The organism is Aliidiomarina sp. (assembly GCF_047920995.1).
Classification (GTDB): Bacteria; Pseudomonadota; Gammaproteobacteria; order Enterobacterales; family Alteromonadaceae; genus Aliidiomarina.
Genome location: NZ_JBLRWZ010000040.1, coordinates 1 through 21,447 on the forward strand (window position 1 = coordinate 1; position 21,447 = coordinate 21,447).

General features: G+C 48.5%; 18 protein-coding genes. 14 read left to right on the forward strand and 4 right to left on the reverse strand.

The window, feature by feature from the left end; genetic code table 11:
* The 3 genes from ACNA7P_RS09880 to ACNA7P_RS09890 all read left to right on the forward strand — a co-directional run.
* Nucleotides 1–2,962 (forward strand): protein kinase domain-containing protein (locus ACNA7P_RS09880; RefSeq protein WP_416258467.1); only part of this gene is annotated, 2,962 nt, incomplete at its 5' end.
* Nucleotides 2,901–3,602 carry a sensor histidine kinase gene (locus tag ACNA7P_RS09885; RefSeq protein ID WP_416258468.1) on the forward strand — a complete coding sequence of 234 codons (702 nt, stop codon included), beginning with the start codon at nucleotides 2,901–2,903 and terminating at the stop codon, nucleotides 3,600–3,602. The genes ACNA7P_RS09880 and ACNA7P_RS09885, both read left to right, overlap by 62 nt.
* Nucleotides 3,599–4,243 carry a response regulator gene (locus ACNA7P_RS09890; protein ID WP_416258469.1) on the forward strand — a complete coding sequence of 215 codons (645 nt, stop codon included), beginning with the start codon at nucleotides 3,599–3,601 and terminating at the stop codon, nucleotides 4,241–4,243. The genes ACNA7P_RS09885 and ACNA7P_RS09890 overlap by 4 nt, the downstream gene beginning before the upstream one ends.
* Nucleotides 4,244–4,343: 100 nt before the next feature.
* Here the strand turns inward: ACNA7P_RS09890 and rpmE are convergent, their stop codons facing one another.
* Complete coding sequence (rpmE, locus tag ACNA7P_RS09895) at nucleotides 4,344–4,556, reverse strand: 50S ribosomal protein L31 (protein WP_416258470.1); 213 nt, start codon at nucleotides 4,554–4,556, stop codon at nucleotides 4,344–4,346.
* Nucleotides 4,557–4,830: 274 nt separating this feature from the next.
* Here rpmE and priA point away from each other — a divergent pair, with 274 nt between their 5' ends.
* The 3 genes from priA (at nucleotide 4,831) to ACNA7P_RS09910 (ending at nucleotide 9,544) form a co-directional block, all read left to right on the forward strand.
* A complete protein-coding gene (gene priA, locus ACNA7P_RS09900; RefSeq protein ID WP_416258471.1) occupies nucleotides 4,831–7,131 on the forward strand; it encodes a primosomal protein N' in 2,301 nt (766 codons plus the stop codon).
* Nucleotides 7,132–7,213: 82 nt separating this feature from the next.
* Nucleotides 7,214–8,962, forward strand: a complete 1,749-nt coding sequence (gene argS / locus ACNA7P_RS09905) for an arginine--tRNA ligase (RefSeq protein ID WP_416258472.1) — start codon at nucleotides 7,214–7,216, stop codon at nucleotides 8,960–8,962.
* 3 nt (nucleotides 8,963–8,965) lie between these two features.
* Nucleotides 8,966–9,544, forward strand: coding sequence for an SPOR domain-containing protein (locus ACNA7P_RS09910; RefSeq protein ID WP_416258473.1), 579 nt, complete (start codon nucleotides 8,966–8,968; stop codon nucleotides 9,542–9,544).
* 1 nt (nucleotide 9,545) lies between these two features.
* Here ACNA7P_RS09910 and rluF read toward each other — a convergent pair whose 3' ends face one another.
* A complete protein-coding gene (rluF, locus tag ACNA7P_RS09915) occupies nucleotides 9,546–10,388 on the reverse strand; it encodes a 23S rRNA pseudouridine(2604) synthase RluF (protein WP_416258474.1) in 843 nt (280 codons plus the stop codon).
* A 208-nt stretch (nucleotides 10,389–10,596) separates the two neighbouring features.
* Between rluF and hslV the strand changes: the two genes are divergently transcribed.
* The 4 genes from hslV (at nucleotide 10,597) to ACNA7P_RS09935 (ending at nucleotide 14,134) form a co-directional block, all read left to right on the forward strand.
* Entirely contained in the window at nucleotides 10,597–11,136 is a 540-nt protein-coding gene (gene hslV, locus ACNA7P_RS09920; RefSeq protein ID WP_416258475.1) for an ATP-dependent protease subunit HslV, read from the forward strand.
* Between the two features lie 3 nt (nucleotides 11,137–11,139).
* Nucleotides 11,140–12,480, forward strand: coding sequence for an HslU--HslV peptidase ATPase subunit (gene hslU, locus ACNA7P_RS09925; protein ID WP_416258476.1), 1,341 nt, complete (start codon nucleotides 11,140–11,142; stop codon nucleotides 12,478–12,480).
* An 85-nt stretch (nucleotides 12,481–12,565) separates the two neighbouring features.
* Nucleotides 12,566–13,051, forward strand: coding sequence for a ribonuclease E activity regulator RraA (rraA, locus tag ACNA7P_RS09930; RefSeq protein ID WP_416258477.1), 486 nt, complete (start codon nucleotides 12,566–12,568; stop codon nucleotides 13,049–13,051).
* Nucleotides 13,052–13,099: 48 nt separating this feature from the next.
* Nucleotides 13,100–14,134: a formimidoylglutamase gene (locus ACNA7P_RS09935; RefSeq protein WP_416258478.1), complete on the forward strand. Its 1,035-nt coding sequence runs from the start codon at nucleotides 13,100–13,102 to the stop codon at nucleotides 14,132–14,134.
* Here the strand turns inward: ACNA7P_RS09935 and hutI are convergent.
* Nucleotides 14,131–15,345: an imidazolonepropionase gene (gene hutI, locus ACNA7P_RS09940; RefSeq protein ID WP_416258479.1), complete on the reverse strand. Its 1,215-nt coding sequence runs from the start codon at nucleotides 15,343–15,345 to the stop codon at nucleotides 14,131–14,133. The two genes, ACNA7P_RS09935 and hutI, sit on opposite strands and share 4 nt — an antisense overlap.
* 140 nt (nucleotides 15,346–15,485) lie before the next feature.
* On the opposite strand from hutI, the gene hutC reads away from it, so the two are divergent.
* The 3 genes from hutC to hutH all read left to right on the forward strand — a co-directional run bounded on the left by hutC (nucleotide 15,486) and on the right by hutH (nucleotide 19,501).
* Entirely contained in the window at nucleotides 15,486–16,214 is a 729-nt protein-coding gene (gene hutC / locus ACNA7P_RS09945) for a histidine utilization repressor (protein WP_416258480.1), read from the forward strand.
* 13 nt (nucleotides 16,215–16,227) lie between these two features.
* Nucleotides 16,228–17,901: a urocanate hydratase gene (gene hutU, locus ACNA7P_RS09950; protein WP_416258481.1), complete on the forward strand. Its 1,674-nt coding sequence runs from the start codon at nucleotides 16,228–16,230 to the stop codon at nucleotides 17,899–17,901.
* A gap of 73 nt (nucleotides 17,902–17,974) precedes the next feature.
* Nucleotides 17,975–19,501: a histidine ammonia-lyase gene (hutH, locus tag ACNA7P_RS09955; RefSeq protein ID WP_416258482.1), complete on the forward strand. Its 1,527-nt coding sequence runs from the start codon at nucleotides 17,975–17,977 to the stop codon at nucleotides 19,499–19,501.
* Here hutH and ACNA7P_RS09960 read toward each other — a convergent pair.
* Nucleotides 19,498–20,403: a YiiD C-terminal domain-containing protein gene (locus ACNA7P_RS09960; protein ID WP_416258483.1), complete on the reverse strand. Its 906-nt coding sequence runs from the start codon at nucleotides 20,401–20,403 to the stop codon at nucleotides 19,498–19,500. The two genes, hutH and ACNA7P_RS09960, sit on opposite strands and share 4 nt — an antisense overlap.
* A 144-nt stretch (nucleotides 20,404–20,547) precedes the next feature.
* Here ACNA7P_RS09960 and ACNA7P_RS09965 point away from each other — a divergent pair.
* Nucleotides 20,548–21,447: virulence factor BrkB family protein (locus ACNA7P_RS09965; RefSeq protein ID WP_416258484.1), on the forward strand; the 900-nt coding region annotated here is incomplete at its 3' end.

Below are 21,447 nucleotides of genomic sequence, written 5' to 3' on the forward strand. Positions count from 1 at the left end.
AGTTTTGCTTGCTCGTGAGCTAAACCACCCCAATATTGTGCGAGTATTTGAATTTTACCAAGATGGTGATTGGGTATTCTTCACCATGGCGTTGGTAAGTGGCGATACCTTAGCAGCGTTATTGCATGAGGGTGTAACAAGAAACCAAAGCGAACGTTGGATGAGGCAATTATTGCAGGCTTTAGCCGCGTGCCATGCAGCAGAAATTACCCACGCAGATGTAAAACCCGAAAATATTTATATTGATGAACGCGGCAATCTAGTGCTGTTAGATTTTGGCATCGGTTCTAATAGTGAAGCGAATCTACTGGCCGATTTTTCCGGTAGCGTTGGTTATATCGCCCCAGAGGTTACCCAGCTTGGTAAGCGCGGTGCACACACGGATTGTTATAGTAGTGGCCGTTTATTCTTAGAATTACTTGCAGCAACAAAAATTCGGCGTTGGCATCTTGGCGATATTAAATGGCTGATTAGCCGCAAGCGTTTGGCAAGGCAGTTAAGCAAGCCGCTCGCGCATCAGCGTATCTCGATTATCAAAGCACAGCAATTCATAGAGCGATCTACAGAATCACGCGTGGCAGTGCTGGGTACCGTACTTCTGTTGCTGATTATTGTTGCAGGTGCTACATCGTTGTTTGCGCCTAGTTACGATGGTGAGCCGATTACAGCAATGCCCAACCATACCTCGCGGGTTGCAATTGTATACGCACCCGATGATAACCTACTCGGCGGCATTGCCGAGCTACTGCATTTGCACTTAATTACCCAATCCGGGATTGATATCGTTGAGCAGGATCGCGTTGATAGCTTGGTAAGTAATTTGGGTTTAAAACCATTTGCACAGCAAGAGCACAGAATACGCATAGCCCAGCTGGTGAATGCAGAAGTGCTGATTTTATTGCAAAGTGGCCAGCTGCCGGTAAGTGATGATATTCGCATTCAAGTATTGCTCGCGGAAATGCCGGGTAACCGGATGTTTGGTTCGTTTCAGGGTACCGTAAATAACACCCAGTTGCCGCTCACAATGGAACAGTTGTTAGTGCACATTGATGAGCAGTTGGCGTTGCCGCCACGGCAGCTAATTGTAAAACCGGAAGAATTGCAACGCGTAGAGCCTGTACTACAAGCTTTGCGCCAAGGGCGCCATGCGGAAGCCGAGCAATTTGTGCAATCGTTGCAGGCCGAGTGGCCTGATTTTGCTGGCGGTTGGCTAGCCGGTGCGCGCTTAGCTGCAGCTCGCGGGGATATTCAATTAGCCCATGATCAGTTAGAGCGTTTAATCGAACTTTCAGAAAACGATGAATATTGGTATCTCGAAGGTAGGGCCTTGCAAGCTGAAATCAATAATGATTTAGATGGTGCTATCGCGGTAACCGACCGGTTGCTCGAGCTATTCCCCGGCCGCGCCAGCTTACTTGATAGGCGGGCAGAGTTAGCAGTATGGGCTGATGATACTGAAACCGCCATGCGCTTGTATCAACAAGCGCTAGAGATTGATCCGAGTGCGCCCGATCGTTGGTTTGAACTGGCGCGGATGCGTATTATTCAAGGGCAAATTCAGCAAGCGCTTGATAACGAATTGATGCAAGCGTTGGTAAAGTACCGCCAACAAGAAAATATGCGCGGCCAAGGAACCGTGCTGAATGCTTTTGGTGTTGCCTATTTGCGGTTATCTGATGCATCTACCGCCGCACAATACTTTACGGAAGCATTAAGTATACGTACCAGAGAGCGCGACGCGAACGGCCGTGCAGTTACCCTTGCGAACTTGGCCAACGCTCGAGCTTTACAGCTTCGCTATGCCGATGCGGAGGCCGCCTTAGCAGAGGCTTCGTTGCTATTTGAAGAGAACAATGATCGCATTGGCCTTGCCCAAGTAGAGAATGAGTGGGGAGTGTTGCTTGAAGAGCAAGGACGTTACCGAGAAGCGTTAACGCATTACCGCAATGCGCTCGATCTGCGCATGATTACCGGCTATTCCCGCCAGCAGGCCGAAAGCATTAATAACGTAGCCTATATGCACTTTCTGATGGCTGATTTTAGCCAAGCCGATGTATTTTGGAAGCAAGCGAAGAATTTATTTGCCCGCATCGGTGATCAATCAGGATTAGCGCGCACAGAGTTGAATTTAGCGAATCTTGCCCTTACTCGTGGCGAATATAGCCAAGCCACGCAAATACTTACCGAGGTTTTAGAATCTTCGCAAGGAAGGCGCCCGGAAGAAGAGATGGTAACGCAGTTCTTATTGAGCCACCGAAATTACTCCAGAGGTTCTTGGACAACCGCATTGCGCAATAATGAAGAGGCATTGCGAATTGCAGAATCTATCGATTATTTCCGTGGCTTGATTGAAGTGCATATTTGGGGAGCTGAAATGTGCCTTTACCTCGCTGATGGCCAATGTATTGCCGAACAATTAGCAGGATTAGAAAAATACGCCGCTCAACTCAATAGTGAACAAGAAATACTGCATGATTGGATAGCGGTTAGTGCAGCCTTGCTAGCCGATGATATTAGTACTTCAGAAATTACCGCCTTTTGGTCGCGTTTTCGCAAGCAACTGCTGCCGGTACAATCGGAATTACGGGTATTACTGTCGATTCTGGAGCTCAACCCAATCCCGCGTGATAGCTGGCAATGGCAGCGGGTTCGTGAGTTAGTGCGGCCAGCAATGTACAAAGAGTATTTGCAAGCCTCGTATTTGCAGGCGGTGCAATTTAATGATCAAGACGCATTTGAGCAGTTGCGCAGAACATTACAAAATCATCCAGACTACTGGCGTAATCACCTGTATTATGAGATTTTTAGTGATAATGATTCGAAGCGGCGTGCAGAGCAATTACGGGAACGATTGTATCAGTACATGAACCGCCAGCAACTTGAGGTTTATCAACAAACATATGAACGGCCGGAAACAAACGTTCGACGAGGAACTGCTGTTCCTGCAACGGAGCCAAGATGAGCTTCGCCAGCTTCTAGTTGCAGAACAGCTAACGCTGCGCAATTTGGCGCAGCGCTTATGGAGCCAGCAGGAGGCTGAGCGTGCGCGCCTCTCTCAAGATCTGCATGATGGCCTTGGCCAAATACTCACCGCACTTACCCGCAAACTAGATGTTGCTGTTATTGAGCAAGGTGTTGATGCCAGTGTTGCTGAACTTGCCGCTCATGCGCTTAGCGATGTGCGGCAATTATCGCGGTTAATGCGGCCACGCATTTTAGATGATTTGGGCTTGGCGGCAGCATTAAACTGGCTGGTTCGTTCGCTATGTGAACATGAAAAGCTGGAAAGCAGTATTGCAATCGACATTGAAGAAGAGCCGAACAGCCATGTTGCGATTTTAGTGTTTCGTATTGCCCAAGAGGCACTTACCAATGCGGTACGGCACGCTAATGCAGATCAAATAAGTGTATTTGCTACGCGTGTAGGCAAGGCTTTACGCTTGGATATAATTGATAATGGTAGAGGATTTAACCTAGATACAGCCGCCCAGGGAATTGGTATTGCGAGTATGCGTGATCGTGCTACTGCATTTTCTGCCGAGTTTGATATTCAATCGCGCCCCGGGGGCGGTTGCCACATAAGCCTATTGGTTCCACTATGAATAATAAAATCCGCTTAATTGTTGCCGACGATCACACCTTGGTTCGCCAAGGCATCGTGCAAATGCTTAGCCAACACGAACTGTTTGAAGTGATTTGTGAATGTGAAGATGGCCAGAGTATGGTTCAGGCGACATTGAAACATAATCCAGATGTGCTGCTTATGGACATCTCGATGCCAAAAATGAATGGCTTGGTGGCCATTGATAAATTATTACATCATCGGCCCGAGGCGAAAATTTTGGTGCTTACCATGCATGATGAGATTGAGTACATGCATGCACTGCACCAATCGGGTGCGAAAGGCTATATGCTGAAGGAATCATCTACGGAACAGCTTGCTGAAGCAATTCTAATGATTCACCAAGGGCAAACCTACTTCCCGCAAGTGCTGCTGAAAGAGCTGGCCGAGAGTAAAGAAACGGGCAAGGTTAAGGAATCGATTCTCGATAATATTACCCGCCGTGAGCGCGAGGTGTTTTTTCTAGTAGTAGCAGGGCGAACCACGCGGGAGATTGCTGAGTTACTGGATATGTCCCATAAAACTGCGGAAAATCACCGGGGGCGAATATTGGCGAAAATGAATGTGTCGAATACTGCCGAGCTTATTCGGTTGGCAGCCCGCAAAGGCTTACTCGAGTAATCAGGTTTTCTTACTGGATGTAAATATTGGGATCAAAAAAGGCGCCATTATCGGCGCCTTTCTTATCACTGCTACTAAGCGGTGGTTACATAGGTAACGCTTACTTAGTTTTAAGTGAACCGAAACGTTGCTTAAACTTATCAACGCGTCCGCCAGCATCCAGAGTTTTCTGCTTACCGGTATAGAACGGGTGACACTCAGAACATACGTCGATGTGGAAATCTGCACAACGCGTAGAGCGAGTTTTGAAAACGTTACCACATGAACAGGTTACGCTAACTTCTTTATACTCAGGGTGAATACCTTGTTTCATTAGGGGTTACCTCAGTTGAAGGCCGTATCGCCATCCGTGCTTTCCACGAACACCACACGCTTGTTAATAATTCTGTACTTAAAACGATTTTAAGGCCGCGAATTCTAGCGCAGAGCCGCTCAAGGATCAAGCAAGATCGGCAAGGATAACGGCTTTATCTGTACTCGTTAGTAAAGCGAAGTGCATTGATGTGCTACTTTAGGGTGCCAAGCAGAAATTTAATCGAAAAGCTGGCTGGCGCTAGCGTAAAGTTTTGTTAGCATAGAGCGTTTCTATGCAACGTTGCCAAAAGTTAACTGAAGAGAATTGCGTGCCAACCTATATCCGTATCGCCTTACCGGTTCCACTGCGCCGTAAGTATGATTACATGCTCACGCCTGAACAGCCAGTGCCAAAGCTGGGTGGGCGCGTGCGCGTGCCATTCGGTTCCCGCGATATGGTGGGTTTTGTTGTTGCGGTGGGTGTAGCGCCTGAAATCGACGCGAGCTTGCTCCGTGAAGTGATTACGATAACTGATGCTGAGCCTTTGTGGCCTGAGCCGATGTGGCAGTTACTACTGTGGGCTGCAAGCTACTATCACCATCCGCTTGGCGAAGTTCTTACGCATGCTGCGCCGATAGCGGTAAAGCAAGGCGAACCGCCAAGTTATACCCAGATTAAACGCTTTTTGCTCACCGAGGCTGGCGCTGCCGTTGATATTAATAGCCTCAAACGCGCGGCGCAGCAGCAACGTATATTAGCTGCACTGCAGAAAGGCGCCTTAAGTGCTGCACAAATGAAGCTCGAGGAATTTAGCCCAGCAGCATTAAAAGCACTGCAAGATAAAGGGTTGGTTGAAAGTGAGCAATCACTACCAAAGTTTGAGAAATGGGATGGCGCGTTACTGGAGCAGCCTCATGCATTGAATCCGCAACAAGCTGTGGCGGTGGGTGCGATTAGCGCTAGCCTAAATACCCCTGAGCAGAACAGTACCAGCGCCGGTGCAAAAATTTGGTTACTCGAAGGTGTTACCGGTAGCGGTAAAACCGAAGTGTATTTGCAAGTAATGGCGGAAGTGCTGAATGCGGGGCAGCAGGTTTTAGTGCTGGTGCCAGAAATTGGCCTTACACCGCAAACGGTGGCGCGCTTTCGCGATCGGTTTCAGGCGCCGGTAATTGTTTTACATTCTGGTTTAAGTGATCAAGAGCGGCTACAAGGGTGGCTGCAAGCGCGGGATGGCCATGCGGCAATTATCTTGGGCACTCGCTCCGCGATTTTCACACCACTTCACAATCTGGGCTTATTAATTATTGACGAAGAGCACGATGGCTCTTTTAAGCAACAAGATGGCTTTCGATACAACGCCCGCGATTTAGCGATTAAACGAGCGCAGCAGGAAGAGTTTTCTGTGGTGTTAGGCTCGGCAACACCATCATTGGAAACCTTGGCCAATGCTCGCAGCAAACGATACGGCCATTTGCAGTTAAGTAACCGAGCCGGAGAAGCGCAGCCAGTAAAGAGTGGCGTGATCGATTTGAAAGCACAACGGTTACACAACGGGCTCTCTGATCAGTTGTTAGCCGTAATGCAAAAACACTTAGATGCGGGTAACCAAGTGTTACTGTTTCTAAATCGCCGTGGTTTTGCCAGTGCGTTGCTATGTCACGAGTGTGGTTGGGTGAGTGAATGCCATCGTTGCCAAGCAAATATGACCGTGCACCAGCAAACGCACACGTTGCAATGTCATCACTGTGGTGCGCAGCGCCGAATTCCGCGCCAATGCGGACACTGTGGCAGCACCCAGCTAATAACTCGTGGGTTGGGTACGGAACAATTGGAAGAGGCCATAGCCAAGCGCTTTCCAGATTATCCAGCAGTGCGGATTGATCGGGATAGTACGCGCAAGAAAGGCCAGTTAGAAGATTATTTGCAAGCAGCGGCGCGCGGTGATTATCGCATTTTAATTGGCACGCAAATGCTTGCAAAAGGGCATCACTTTCCGAACGTAACCTTGGTATCGTTATTGGATGTAGATGGAGCTTTATTTAGTGCGGATTTTCGGGCGCCAGAACGGTTAGCGCAACTCTACGTGCAAGTAGCTGGGCGAGCAGGCAGGGCTAGTAAACGTGGTAGTGTATTATTGCAAACACACCAACCAGAGCACCCATTAATTCAGGAATTGGTGCAAAACGGTTATCAAGATTTTGCGCAAACTGCACTTACTGAGCGCGAACAAGCGTTAATGCCACCCTATGCAGCAATGGCATTATTCCGCGCCGAGGCAACAGAAAAATCTGCAGCGGAAGCGCTGTTGCAAGCGATTCACGATACGCTGCTGGCCCAGCAAACTGCGGCTGGCCATAATGGCCAGAACGCGAGCAACGCTTATGGTGCACCGGAAGTTGCGGTTATCGGCCCAATGCCGGCACCTTTGGCGCGGCGCGCAGGGCGTTTTCGTTACCAATTGATGCTGCACGCAACCAGCCGAGCGCCTTTACATCGTTTGTTGCAAGCGAGCATGCATCTCCTGGAAACCTTGCCACAAGCACGCAAAGCTCGTTGGTCATTAGATATAGATCCACAAGATTTCACGTGAAACGCGCATTCAGCGGTTTTTTTTCAGCGCCCGAGCGATTAAACTACTCGGCTAGTTATCGATATCGAAGGTTGTACGCACCATGAAACAGCAAATTGAAGCATTATTGCAGGCCGCGATTGCCGAATTGAAAGCAGCAGCAGCGATTCCAGCTGATCTGCAACCCCGAATTCAGCTCGATCGCCCTCGCGATAAAAGCCATGGTGATTTCGCCACAAATTTAGCCTTAATGTTGGCAAAACCAGCGAAGCAAAACCCTCGGGCGTTGGCAGAAGCCATTATTGCCGCCATTCCTGAAAACAACGTGTTAGCAAAAACTGATATTGCCGGCCCAGGGTTCATTAACTTTACCGTGAATCAAGGCCAGTTAATTGCTCAGCTTAATGCAGCTTGGGCTGATGAGCGTTGTGGTGTGCCGTTAGCAGACCAGCCGCAAACGGTAGTTATTGATTATTCATCACCTAACTTAGCCAAAGAAATGCATGTGGGCCATTTACGCTCTACCATTATTGGCGATGCGGTAGCGCGTACGCTGAGTTTACAAGGCCACAAAGTAATTCCACAGAATCATGTAGGTGATTGGGGCACGCAGTTTGGTATGTTGCTTGCGCACATGGAAGATACCTTGCAAGAAGGTAATTCTGAGGCGCTCGAACTAGCAGATTTAGAAACTTTTTATAAAGCAGCAAAAAAACGCTTTGATGATGAGGAGGGCTTCGCCGATCGAGCTCGGGCTCTGGTGGTTAAACTACAATCGGGCGATGTGTATTGTAAGCAGTTGTGGCAGCAATTTATTGATACTTCATTGGCACATTGCCAAGAAGTATACGATCGCTTAGGTGTGCAGCTGAATCGTAGCCATGTAATGGCAGAATCTGCGTATAACGATGATTTAGCAAATGTGGTAACCGATTTAACCGAAAAAGGTTTGTTGGTAGAAAACCAAGGCGCCAAATGCGTATTTTTGGATGAATTCAAAGGCAAAGAGAACGAGCCTTTGCCAATTATTGTGCAAAAGAAAGATGGCGGTTACTTGTATGCCACGAGTGATTTGGCGGCAGTTCGCTATCGGGTAGGCACGTTGCAGGCAGATCGCGCAATTTACGTGGTAGATGCGCGCCAATCATTACATTTTCAGCAAATTTTCACCCTTAGCCGCAAAGCGGGTTATGCCGATGCCAGTACTAGCTTAGAGCATTTAGGTTTTGGCATGGTGCTGGGTAAAGATGGCAGGCCATACAAAAGCCGCGATGGCGGCGTAACCAAACTTGCTGATTTACTTGATGAAGCAGAGCGCCGGGCCGCTGAACTGATTGCTAGTAAAGGCACGGATTTAAGTGCTGCAGAGCAAGCGAATGTTGCCCGCGTAGTAGGTATTGCAGCGGTTAAATATGCCGATTTATCCAAGAATCGCACCAGCGATTATGTATTTGATTGGGATACCATGCTGAGCTTCGAAGGGAATACGGCGCCCTATTTGCTGTATGCCTACACACGGGTATACAGCATTTTCCAAAAAGCAGGTTTGCAGTTGCATGAAGTAACTGGCGATTTTGTGCTGGCTACCGAGCAAGATGAAACATTAGCTAATAAACTGGCGCAGTTCCCAGAGATTATTGCATCTGTTGGTAATAAAGGAATGCCGCATTTCTTATGCGGTTACATGTTTGAACTAGCGGGCGCATTTAGCTCATTCTATGAAGCATGCCCGATCTTGAATGCCGATGATGCAGCGTTGCAGCAAAGCCGCTTAAAATTGGCGGCGTTAACGGCACGCATATTACAGCAAGGCTTGGCATTATTGGGCATCAAAACCCTCGAGAAAATGTAATTTATGGCGGTTGATTACGCGAAACGCGGAGCACCCAAAAAGCGCAAACCAGCGGCGAAGAAAAACGCGCCGAAGCGTGCGGCTGCCCGCAAGAACAATAGCCGCAACGCGCCACCACAAATTCCATTTAAAGCGCTTTTTATTACCGTTATCGTAGTAGCTGTTTTCGCTAGTTTCTTGTGGTTTCTGAAAAGTGATAGGAATGCTGAACTTGCTGAAGGTACTGTGGTAACCGCCCCATCTTTAGAGCCTTTACCAGAATTCTCGGCCGAGCGTTGGCAGTACATTGAAGAGCTCGAGAATCGCCAGGTAGAGGTTGAGGTACCTGAAATTGCTGAATCACAACGGCGCTTAATGCAATGCGGGTCGTTTCGTAGTTTTGCCGATGCAGAAACATTGAAAGCGCGAATTGCCATGGCCGGATTTGAATCGCAAGTGCGCGAAACTCACGGCAGCAATGGCCGTTGGTTCCGCGTTATTTTGGGCCCATTTGAAAACTTACGCGCAGCGCAGCGCACCAACAACCAGCTACAACGTACCGGAGTGTATGGTTGCCAAATCTGGTTGTGGAATTTAGATTAAGCTAGCGCTTGCGGCCGCGTTCACTGCGGCCGCGTTCAGATCGCCCAGCGCCATGCTTTGGGTTCGCCTGCTTCGAGCTTGCAGGGTTGGGCTTACGCCTGCGATGTCCTGCAGGCGGCTCAGAAGAAGAGTGCTTGATGGAATCCATTAGTTCCGCCAGTTCTTTCTCGGTTAAATCACGCCATTCACCACTACGAATTCCATCTAAACGAACATTCATAATGCGAATGCGCTCGAGCTTTTTCACTCGGTAACCAAAGTGTTCGCACATCCGGCGAATTTGCCGATTGAGCCCCTGCACGAGAATGATTTTAAAAACAAAAGCTGAAAGCCGCGCTACTTTACATTTTTTGGTAACGGTATCCAAAATCGGCACACCCGAACGCATACCGGCTAAAAACTCAGCGGTAATAGGTTTATCTACAGTAACCACATACTCTTTCTCATGGTTATTGCCAGCGCGCAGAATTTTATTCACCAAATCGCCGTTACTGGTTAAAAATAATAAGCCTTGGGAATCTTTATCTAGCCGCCCAACCGGGAATACGCGTTCTTTGTGTTTTACCACGCTTAATAAGTTATCTTTTTCCGCCGAATCGGTAGTGCTTACAATACCAACGGGCTTATTGAAAGCGATGAAGGCAAAGCGTTCTTTGTTGGTGGGCTCGATCAACTTGCCATTTACCCGCACTTCATCGGTTGGTGTTATGGGTGTGCCCATCTCGGCAATACGGCCATTTACGGTTACTTTACTTGCCGCAATTAAACGATCGGCCTCGCGCCGCGAGCAAATACCACTTTCACTAATAAATTTATTTAATCGAACCGTGCGTATATCCGGCATTAAAACTCTCGGTAGTAGCAAAACATGAGCGCTAATTCTAATCGCCTACCACGCATATGGCTAGTGTTCCCTGTAACTGCTGGCAGCTTCATATGCCGCCAAAACGCTGTCAGTTATCGCAATGATGGTATACAAGAATAGTTGCACTACTTGAATTTTGCTGCGTGCGCCCCTATCTCCTAACTATCACCGATAGAGAGGAACACACATGACTACGATTGTTTCCGTGCGCCGTGGCGATAAAGTTGCCATTGGTGGCGATGGCCAAGTTTCATTAGGCAATACTGTAATGAAAGGCAACGCCAAGAAAGTTCGCCTTTTGTATAAGGGCCAAGTAATTGCCGGTTTTGCTGGCGGCACTGCCGATGCGTTTACCTTGTTTGAGCGTTTCGAAGCGAAGCTTGAGCAGCATCAAGGCCACTTAACCCGAGCTGCAGTAGAGCTAGCAAAAGATTGGCGAACCGATCGTATGTTGCGCAAGTTGGAAGCATTGTTAGCTGTGGCAGATAAAACAACCTCGTTAATTATTACCGGGAATGGCGATGTGGTGCAGCCCGAGAATGATTTAATTGCAATTGGTTCAGGCGGGCCTTATGCCCAGGCTGCTGCGCGAGCCTTGTTGGAAAATACCGATTTGAGTGCACCAGAAATTACTGAGAAAGCGCTTACGATTGCGGGTGATATTTGTGTTTACACCAACAATCACCACACCATTGAAGTGTTAGATGCTGAGTTGGCCAAGGAGTAAAGAATGTCGAATATGACCCCCCGGGAAATTGTTGATGAGTTAAACCGCCACATTATTGGCCAGCAAGATGCAAAACGCGCGGTTTCGGTAGCATTGCGAAACCGCTGGCGCCGGATGCAGCTAGATGAAGAGTTGCGCCAAGAAGTAACGCCAAAGAACATCTTGATGATCGGCCCTACGGGTGTTGGTAAAACTGAAATAGCCCGCCGTTTGGCGAAGCTTGCTAATGCGCCGTTCATTAAAATTGAGGCTACCAAATTCACGGAAGTAGGTTATGTGGGTAAAGAGGTAGATTCAATTATTCGCGATCTTACCGATACCGCAGTGAAGTTGGTACGTGAGCAAGAAATGGCACGATTACGCCACCGTGCCGAAGATGCTGCTGAAGATCGCATTCTTGATACGCTATTACCGAAGCCGAAGCGCAATTGGCATGATGAAAACTTCGGTAAAGAAGACGAAGAGCAGCAAACAACCCGACAAGCGTTTCGAAAGAAACTGCGTGAAGGTAAGCTTGATGATAAAGAGATTGAAATTGAGGTGAATATGTCACCCATGGGCGTTGAAATTATGGCGCCTCCTGGCATGGAAGAAATGACTTCACAGTTACAAAACATGTTCCAAAACATGGGCCAGAATAAAACCAAAAAACGCAAAATGAAGATCAAAGACGCGTTTAAGCAGTTGATTGAAGAAGAAGCTGCGAAAATGGTGAATCAAGAAGAGATTAAAGAAAAAGCGATTGAAGCGGTTGAGCAGAATGGCATCGTGTTCTTAGATGAAATCGATAAAATCTGTAAGCGCGGTGATAGCAGTGGCCCCGATGTTTCTCGCGAAGGAGTGCAACGAGATTTGCTGCCATTAGTAGAAGGCACCACCGTAAGCACCAAGCATGGCATGGTAAAAACCGACCATATTTTGTTTATTGCTTCGGGGGCGTTTCAAATTGCCAAACCTGCAGATTTAATTCCTGAACTGCAGGGCCGTTTGCCTATTCGGGTAAGCTTAAAAGCACTTACTACCGAAGATTTCGTGCGTATTCTTACCGAACCGAATGCTTCGCTTACCATGCAATATATGGCGCTGATGGCTACCGAAGGCGTAACCATCGAGTTCACTGAAAATGGTATTCGTCGAATTGCCGAAATCGCATGGCAAGTGAATGAAAGAACAGAAAATATCGGCGCACGCCGTTTGCACACGGTACTTGAACGGTTAATGGAAGAGATCTCATTTAATGCATCGGATATGGAAGGACAATCCATTACGATCGATAGAGATTACGTGAACAAATACTTGAATGATTTAGCTGATAACGAAGATCTCAGCCGCTTCATTCTGTAAGAGCGAATGGGTTCTTTCGCCCCTGCTCTTAAAGGTTTATACTGTAAATTAATTCTAACCTTGCTTAAGTGCAGGAGCGTTTCCGATGGAATACAACACCTCAGAACTTTGTGATTTATATGCTGATCAAGTGGATGTGGTTGAACCTATGTTTGCGAACTACGGTGGCCGTTTATCATTTGGTGGCCAAGTGGTTACCATAAAGTGCCACGAAGACAAAGGGCTGATTGAAACGGCTCTCGAGCAACCGGGCGCAGGTAAAGTGTTGCTGGTTGATGGTGGTGGTTCATTACGCCGTGCCTTGATTGATATCGGCATTGCTGAGCTGGCGTTAGAGAATGATTGGGAAGGTATCGTTTGCTTCGGCTGTGTTCGTGATGTTGATTTGCTGGAAGATTTAGATATCGGTATTCAAGCAATTGCCTCTATTCCTGTAGGCGCTGATGCGATTGGTATTGGTGAAACAGATTTAGCGGTTAATTTCGGCGGTGTAACCTTCTTGCCAGAAGATCACCTTTACGCTGATAGCACCGGTATTATCCTTTCGCCTGAAGCGCTGGATATCGAATAACATTAACCATTTCGTGGCAACTCCTGTTGCACAAGTAAGAGGGTTATTGTGAGCCAACCGCATTATCATTGGCAGCCGATTGTGCCGAGCCAGTTTGCGAGCACTCGCGCTGGGGAAACACGCATCGGCGAATCGATTACAACACTTGCAGATTTAAATGCCTCGGCGGCACCGCTGGGGCGTTTTGCTATTCTGGGGGTGCCAGAATCTATTGGCCCACGCGCAAACCTTGGCCAAGGTGGCGCAGAACTAGGTTTCCAAGCATTTCTGCAGCAATTCTTGAATATGCAGGATTCGCAAGTATTGCCGGTACATGAAGTGGTACTCGCTGGGCAAGTAGATTGCCAAGATCTCAACGATGAAGCTACCACCTTAGATGCCAGCGATGCTAATGATCTACAACGTTTGCGGCAGTTGTGTGAACAGCTAGATCAACGCGTAGCCCAGGTAACCCAGTGTTTATTTAAGCAAGGTTATGAAGTGATTCTTATTGGTGGTGGCCATAACAATGCGCTGCCACTACTGCAAAGCCTTGCGTATGTACACAACACGGCCGTAGGCGCCGTAAATTTAGATCCGCATGCCGATTTTCGGCCATTAGAAGGTAGGCATAGTGGCAATGGCTTTAGCTATGCATACCAGCAAGGCTACCTAAAGCATTACCACGTAATGGCGCTGCATCCAGCAAAGAATTCGGCGGCAACCTTGCAGCAGTTGCAAGATGCTGGCGCAACTTACAGCGGCGTGCATGATATGCTAGGCAGCAGTTTTGCCCAGCACCTGCAGCCACTACAACAGCGAGTAGCCAGTTGGCAGTGTTCTATGGGTATCGAGCTTGATGTGGATGCAATTCAGTATGCCCCTGCCAGTGCGCTTAATTACACCGGTGTTGCGTTAAGCGATGCGCTGCTATTTGTGCAGGAGTTGGCGAAGGCGCCCCAGTGTTGTTATTTGCATTTAGCAGAAGCGGCCCCTGCATGCCATCCGCTGGGAGTACAAGCGGGCATAAAAGCGACAGGGCAGATCCTTAGTGAGTTAGTGTTCACTTACATTGTAAGTAGAGTTAAAAACAACGCACGTTAAACCGCAGTACCACTAATCCATAACTGTTCCAGTGGGTTCATACCAAACTCGTAACAGATTTGCTCTGGGCTAGTTAAATTCCACAACGCCATATCCGCTCGTTGGCCAACGGCGAGCATTCCTTGTTGTGTGTCGCCCAGCGCTAAAGCTGCATTGCGGGTAACCCCTAACCAAGCCTCTTCAGGTGTTAAACGAAAGAATGAACAGGCCATGTGCATCATTAATGGTAATTGCACCAGTGGTGACGAGCCAGGGTTGGCATCGGTTGCGATAGCAATAGGCACGTTGGCATTACGCAATGCTTGAATGGGTGGCAGTTTGGTTTCGCGCAGAAAATAGAACGCACCGGGCAACAGAACGGCAACGCTGCCGGCCTTCGCCATTGCGGCAATGCCTTGCTCAGATAAGTACTCTAAGTGATCTGCAGATAACCCGCTGTATTCAGCCATTAAGGCACTGCCATCTTGATCGCTTAGCTGTTCGGCATGAATTTTCACCGGCAAGCCGTGCGCTTGCGCCGTTTGAAATACCCGTTCAGCCTGATCGCGGCTGAAGCCAATATTTTCACAGAACACATCTACCGCGTCGGCTAGGTTTTCTGCTGCTGCCGCGGGAATAATTTGCTCACACACATGCTGAATATACCCATCACTATCATTCTCATATTCGGGTGGTAGTGCGTGGGCAGCGAGTAGCGTAGTAGACACTTTTAACGGCAAGGTTTCGCCAATTCGGCGCGCTACGCGTAACTGCTTAATTTCATCGGCTAGGTTTAAGCCATACCCTGATTTTATCTCAATATGCGCTACGCCCTGGTGCAGTAGCGCTTTGGCACGCGGCAGCGAGGCCTTAAATAGCTCATCTTCGTTGGCGGTACGGGTGGCTTTCACTGTGCTCAGAATGCCACCACCGGCCTCGGCAATTTCTTGGTAACTGGCGCCATGTAAGCGCTGGCGAAATTCACTGGCGCGCGAGCCTGCCCACACAAGATGAGTGTGGCAATCGGTAAGTGCTGGGGTGAGTAATCTATCGCCGCCACAAATTTCGGGCAATCGTGAGAATTCGGCGGGTAGCGCAGAGAACTCACCAACCCAAACTAGAATTCCATCACGCACAACTACACAGGCGTTTTCAAGGAGGCCAAGTTCGGCGTTGGTCATGCAGGCAGCGGTTACTGAATGCAGAACAAAATCACTATGCTGTGGGGCCATGGAGAGTGCTTCCCTGTTAATAGAATCATCAGTAGCTTGCTAAGGTAACCATTTAAACAGCAAGTTTACATAGAAAGCGATTGATTTTTTTTCGCGGTGGTCGATAATGTATATACAACATCGCTAAATGTCCAATTGCTATGGCTAAATTTGCAACCATTAAAGAATACGTTTACCAGAAAATTGAATCGGGCGAGTGGCCGGAGTATCACCCTGTTACTTCCGAAAATGCCCTTGCCGAGCGCTTTTCAGTAAGCCGAATGACAGCTCGGCGCGCGTTACAGGAACTCTCAGAAGAAGGTTTAGTTACTCGTACCCGTGGCTCAGGCACTTTTGTGGCACCGCTGAAATCTCAATCGGCGCTGCTTACGATTCGCAATATCGCCGATGAAATTGCCCTGCGCAATCACCGCCACCATGCGGAAGTAAAGGTACTAGAAACAATTATAGCGCCCAACACAGTGGCCAGTGCCTTACAACTCGAAATTGGCAGTGAAGTATTGCACTCGGTAATTGTGCACTTTGAAAATGGCCAACCGGTACAGGTAGAAGATCGCTATGTAAATCCGGCATTGGTGCCAGAGTATTTGCAGCAAGATTACACCAGCATTACTCCGCATGAATATTTGTGTGAGGTAACGCCCCTTACCGAGGCGAGCCACTTAATTGAAGCGGTACTCCCTGCGCCGCAGCTTAGTGAAATGCTGCAGTTGGAAACCCCAGAGCCCTGTTTACAAATTCAACGCCGCACCAGCTGTAGAGATGGTGTAGTGAGCCAAGCAACCCTAACGCATCCGGGTTCCCGGTTTCGGCTTGGCGGCCACATGGTGTTTAAAAACACCCAACGTGGCAAAAAAGAGAATATCTAGTAAGGAGAACAGAATGAGTTTTACCCGTGTTGATAATACCCGTGTAGTTCGTGCCGCTACCGGTAGTGTGTGTACTGCCAAAAGCTGGCAAACCGAAGCTGCGAAGCGCATGTTAATGAATAATTTAGATCCTGATGTAGCTGAGCATCCAGCTGGTTTAGTGGTATACGGTGGCATTGGCCGTGCTGCGCGCAGCTGGGAAAGCTTCGATAAAATTGTAGAAGTGCTCGATCGCTTGGAAGATAACGAAACCTTATTGGTGCAAAGTGGCAAACCCGTAGGTGTATTTCCAACGCATAAGAATGCCCCACGCGTGTTGATTGCCAACTCGAATTTGGTACCGCAATGGGCAAATTGGGAACACTTCAACGAGCTCGATAAAAAGGGCTTAATGATGTACGGCCAAATGACGGCCGGTTCGTGGATTTACATTGGTTCGCAAGGCATTGTGCAAGGCACCTACGAAACGTTTGGCGCTATTGCGCAGCAGCATTTCGCTGGCGATGCAGCAGGGAAATGGGTGTTAACCGGTGGCTTGGGTGGCATGGGTGGCGCGCAGCCATTAGCGGCCACTATGGCAGGCTTTTCTATGCTGGCCTGTGAGGTAGATGAAAGCCGTATCGATTTCCGCTTACGCACCCGTTACGTAGATGAAAAAGCAACCGATTTAGATGATGCATTGGCGCGTATTGAGAATGCTAAGAAAGAGGGCCGGGCGGTATCGGTAGGTTTATTAGCAAATGCTGCCGATGTGTATGCCGAGCTGGTAAAACGCGGCGTTACCCCAGATGTGGTAACCGACCAAACATCTGCGCACGATCCATTAAATGGCTACTTACCCCAGGGCTGGAGCATGGAAAAAGCGGCAGCCGAGCGGGAAAGTAATCCGCAAGGGGTGGTGCAAGCCGCAAAACAATCCATGGCGGTGCAAGTGCGGGCTATGCTTACTATGCAAGAACGTGGTGCAGCGGTAACCGATTATGGCAATAACATTCGGCAAATGGCGAAAGATGAAGGCGTTGCTAATGCGTTTGATTTCCCAGGTTTCGTACCGGCTTACATTCGGCCGCTATTCTGCCAAGGTATTGGCCCATTCCGTTGGGTAGCACTCTCTGGCGATCCGGAAGATATTTATAAAACCGACCAGAAAGTAAAAGAGCTGATGCCGCACGATACGCATTTGCACAACTGGTTAGATATGGCCCGCGAGCGTATTGCGTTTCAAGGATTACCGGCCCGAATTTGTTGGGTGGGTTTGAAAGATCGGGTGCGCTTGGGATTAGCATTCAACGAAATGGTGAAAAATGGCGAGCTCAAGGCGCCTATTGTTATTGGCCGTGATCACCTTGATTCTGGTTCTGTTGCCAGCCCGAACCGAGAAACGGAAGCCATGTTAGATGGTTCTGATGCGGTTTCCGATTGGCCACTGTTAAACGCCCTGCTGAACACGGCAGGCGGTGCTACTTGGGTATCGTTACATCACGGCGGCGGTGTGGGCATGGGGTATTCGCAGCACTCTGGCGTAGTTATTGTGGCAGATGGCACCGATGAGGCGCAGCAGCGCATTAGCCGCGTGCTATGGAATGATCCGGGCACGGGAGTAATGCGCCATGCCGATGCCGGCTACGATATTGCTAAACAAGCGGCTGCCGAGAGTAATCTTGATTTACCCTCGTTAGAGAAATAATCGCCGCGCGTTTTTAAAGATTTACGGGTTGATCAGCAACCCGCGTTGCTAGCAAAAAATTGGAATGAGCGTTATGAGTTACTCACTGAAATTACAGCCAGGGCAAATTACTTTGGCACAGTTACGCAATATCGATCGTGAAGCGGTAACGCTTTCACTACCAAAAGAAGCCTACGCAGATGTTGCGCGCGCAGCTGAAACCGTTGCTAAAGTGCTAGCCGAAGGGCGAGTTGTATATGGCATCAACACCGGCTTTGGTTTATTGGCCAGCACCCGTATTGCACCAGAGCAATTAGCAGATTTACAACGCCGTATCGTGCTTTCGCATGCGGCAGGTGTGGGCAAAATGATGAGCGATGCCGTAGTGCGGTTAATGTTGGTGTTAAAAATCAACTCATTGGCGCGCGGGTTCTCTGGAGTACGCCCGGAAGTAATCGATTTTTTAATTACCCTATTAAATAACGAAGCATACCCATGCGTACCTGAAAAAGGATCGGTTGGTGCATGCGGTGATTTAGCGCCATTGGCACACATGGTGTTACCACTGTTAGGCGAAGGTGAGCTGCGCATTAATGGCGAACGAGTGCCAGCCGCTACAGGCTTGAAGCAGCTTGGGCTTGAGCCGATGGAATTGGCACCAAAAGAAGGCTTGGCACTGTTGAATGGTACCCAGGCGTCTACTGCGCTGGCTTTGCATGGCTTATTTGCCATTGAAGATGTATTCGCTGCAGCAACAGTGGCTGGCGCAATGACCGTAGAAGCGGCGCTCGGCTCACGCACTCCGTTTGATGAGCGTATTCACTTGGTTCGTGGCCAGCCGGGGCAAATAGCGATGGCGGCAGAGCTACGACGTATTTTGGGCAGTAATAGCGCGATTGGTGATTCACACACTAATTGTGGCAAGGTGCAAGACCCTTATTCACTGCGGTGTCAGCCTCAGGTGATGGGCGCGGTGTGGGATCATATCGGCTATGCAAGCGAAGTATTAGCCCGAGAAGCGAATGGTGTTACCGATAATCCATTGGTATTCCCTGATGATAACGAAATTCTTTCTGGTGGTAACTTCCATGCTGAACCGGTAGCCATTGCGGCGGATATGCTGGCCATTGCATGCTCAGAAATTGGTTCACTAGCCGAGCGCCGTATCGCTTTGTTGGTGGATAAGCACCTGAGTAATTTACCGCCGTTCTTGGTAGATAATGGCGGCATTAATTCAGGCTTCATGCTGGCACAAGTTACCGCGGCAGCGCTCGCTTCAGAGAACAAAACTCTAGCGCACCCGGCTTCAATTGATAGTTTGCCAACCTCAGCGAACCAAGAAGATCATGTTTCTATGGCAACCTTTGCGGCGCGCAGGCTGGAAGATATTGCCGAAAATGTGGCGAATATTATTGCCATTGAATTGCTTGGTGCGGCGCAGGGCATTGATTTTCGTCGGCCATTGCAATCATCACCTACGTTGGAGCAAGCCCACGCAGCAGTGCGTGCAAAGGTAAGCTTTTACGATGAAGATCGTTACTTCGCCCCAGATATAGAGGCGATTTATAACGTGGTTCGTGGTGGTGAATTAACAGAGCTGGTGCAGTTGCGGGTAAGTTAATCGCGCGGGGCTAATACTACATACTCGCCGGTGAATTCTGCGCCGGCGAGATCGCCATCCCGCACCATTACCGTAACGGTTAAGCGCGCATTCTTGCCTGCCGAAAGTGGGCTGAAATCACCCTTAATTTCGTTTAGGTAAGCAATCGCCCGCGGATCGTCAATTACCGGTTTACGATAATTAATGTTGCCTTCAGCGAGTACGATAGAGCCTTCGAGATCGCGCTCACGCAGTTGCAGTTGCAATAAACCCCAGCCTGTAAGCGTAGCAAGGGTATACAAACTGCCCGCAAACATGGTGCCGTGCACGTTGATGTTGCGTGCCAATGGAGCGCGCAGCTCAATACTGCGGCCCGTGTATTGGTAGATACGAATCGACATCGCCTTACTTACCGGGATGTGTTCATACCAAGTTTTTTGCAACTCAGTACACCAAGTTGGCCGATATACAATATGGTTCACAGGGTGCAGCCGTTTCACGAGCTGATGCTCAGCCATTGGGTTGTTTACCGTATTGGCTTCCTCTTTAATTTCGTATCCACACTTGAGGTAAAATCCTAAGGTGGTATCGCGGCTGCGAATAATAACCCGGGTAGCGCCTTGTTTACGTGCCAACAATTCCAGAGCCTGCACTACCATAACGCCATGCCCTTCACCTTGGTATTTGGGTGCCACCACCATGAAGCGAATTTGCGCTTCTTCGCTGCTATTAAAGTGTAATCTACCAATGCCAATCAGATTATCGTTTTCATCAACCAACATACGGTGTTCGGCTACTTGATCGTATTCATCCTTTTCTGAGCCGAGCGGGCGCCGAAAAGGCTTACGCAGTACCTGATAGCGCAAGGCGTAATATTGATCCCAATGCGCTGCAGTGGTTGGTGTAATAACCTGTAAACTCATATGCTTCCTTAACCAAAGTGGGGTATCGAGGTTAATGGAGGATTGTTACAGAAGCAAGTAGCTATGCTGTACGTTATAACTGGCACTTGTGGGAATGGATAGCTACTGCCACAATAAGCCTAAGAGTAAAGCAGAGGGATATGAATGAGTAAGCAAGCAAAGCGTGCGCCAATTGATTGGCCCAAGGTACGGGAACAGGTAACAGTAGCTGGCACTACGAGCTTCGCGTTTATGCGCCATTTTATCAAGCGCTGCGTTGATGACCGCATTAATATTATGGCGGGCCACTTAACCTATGTAAGTTTGCTCTCATTGGTACCCTTAATAGCGGTTATTTTTGCGATTTTTTCAGCGTTTCCTGTGTTCGAAGCCTTTCGCGAGAACATCGAGAACATGGTGCTTGCTAATTTGGTGCCAACCAGCGGCGAAGCGCTGCAAGAGTATTTGAATCGCTTTATTGAAAACGCCAATCAAATGACCGCCATAGGTGCCATATTCTTGTTTGTAGTGGCAATTATGCTGATCTCAGCAATCGATAAAGCCATGAATAATATTTGGCGGGTACATAACCGCCGCCGCACCATTATTAGCCTCGCTATTTATTGGATGGTGCTTACCATGGGCCCACTGTTAGTGGGTACGGGTATTGGTTTAAGCTCTTACCTTCTTTCCATTGCTACCTTCGCCGATGAGTATGTGGGTGGTATTCGCACCACCATGCTCACATTGTTCCCGTTCTTCACCACCATGATGGCGTTTATTCTGTTGTACGCGATGGTGCCAAACAAGATAGTGAAATTCCGCCATGCGATTTGGGGCGCGGCAGTAAGTGCGCTGTTATTTGAATTTGCTAAACATGGATTCCGTTTATATTTACAATACTTCCCCTCCTATGAGCTGATTTACGGTGCTCTGGCTACTATTCCAATCCTAATTGTTTGGGTATATTTATCATGGAATATCATTTTATTAGGTGCGGAATTAACCGCCAGTATTGAAGAGTTCTTCGATGAACCAAGTGAAGATATTCCACCAGATGAAACA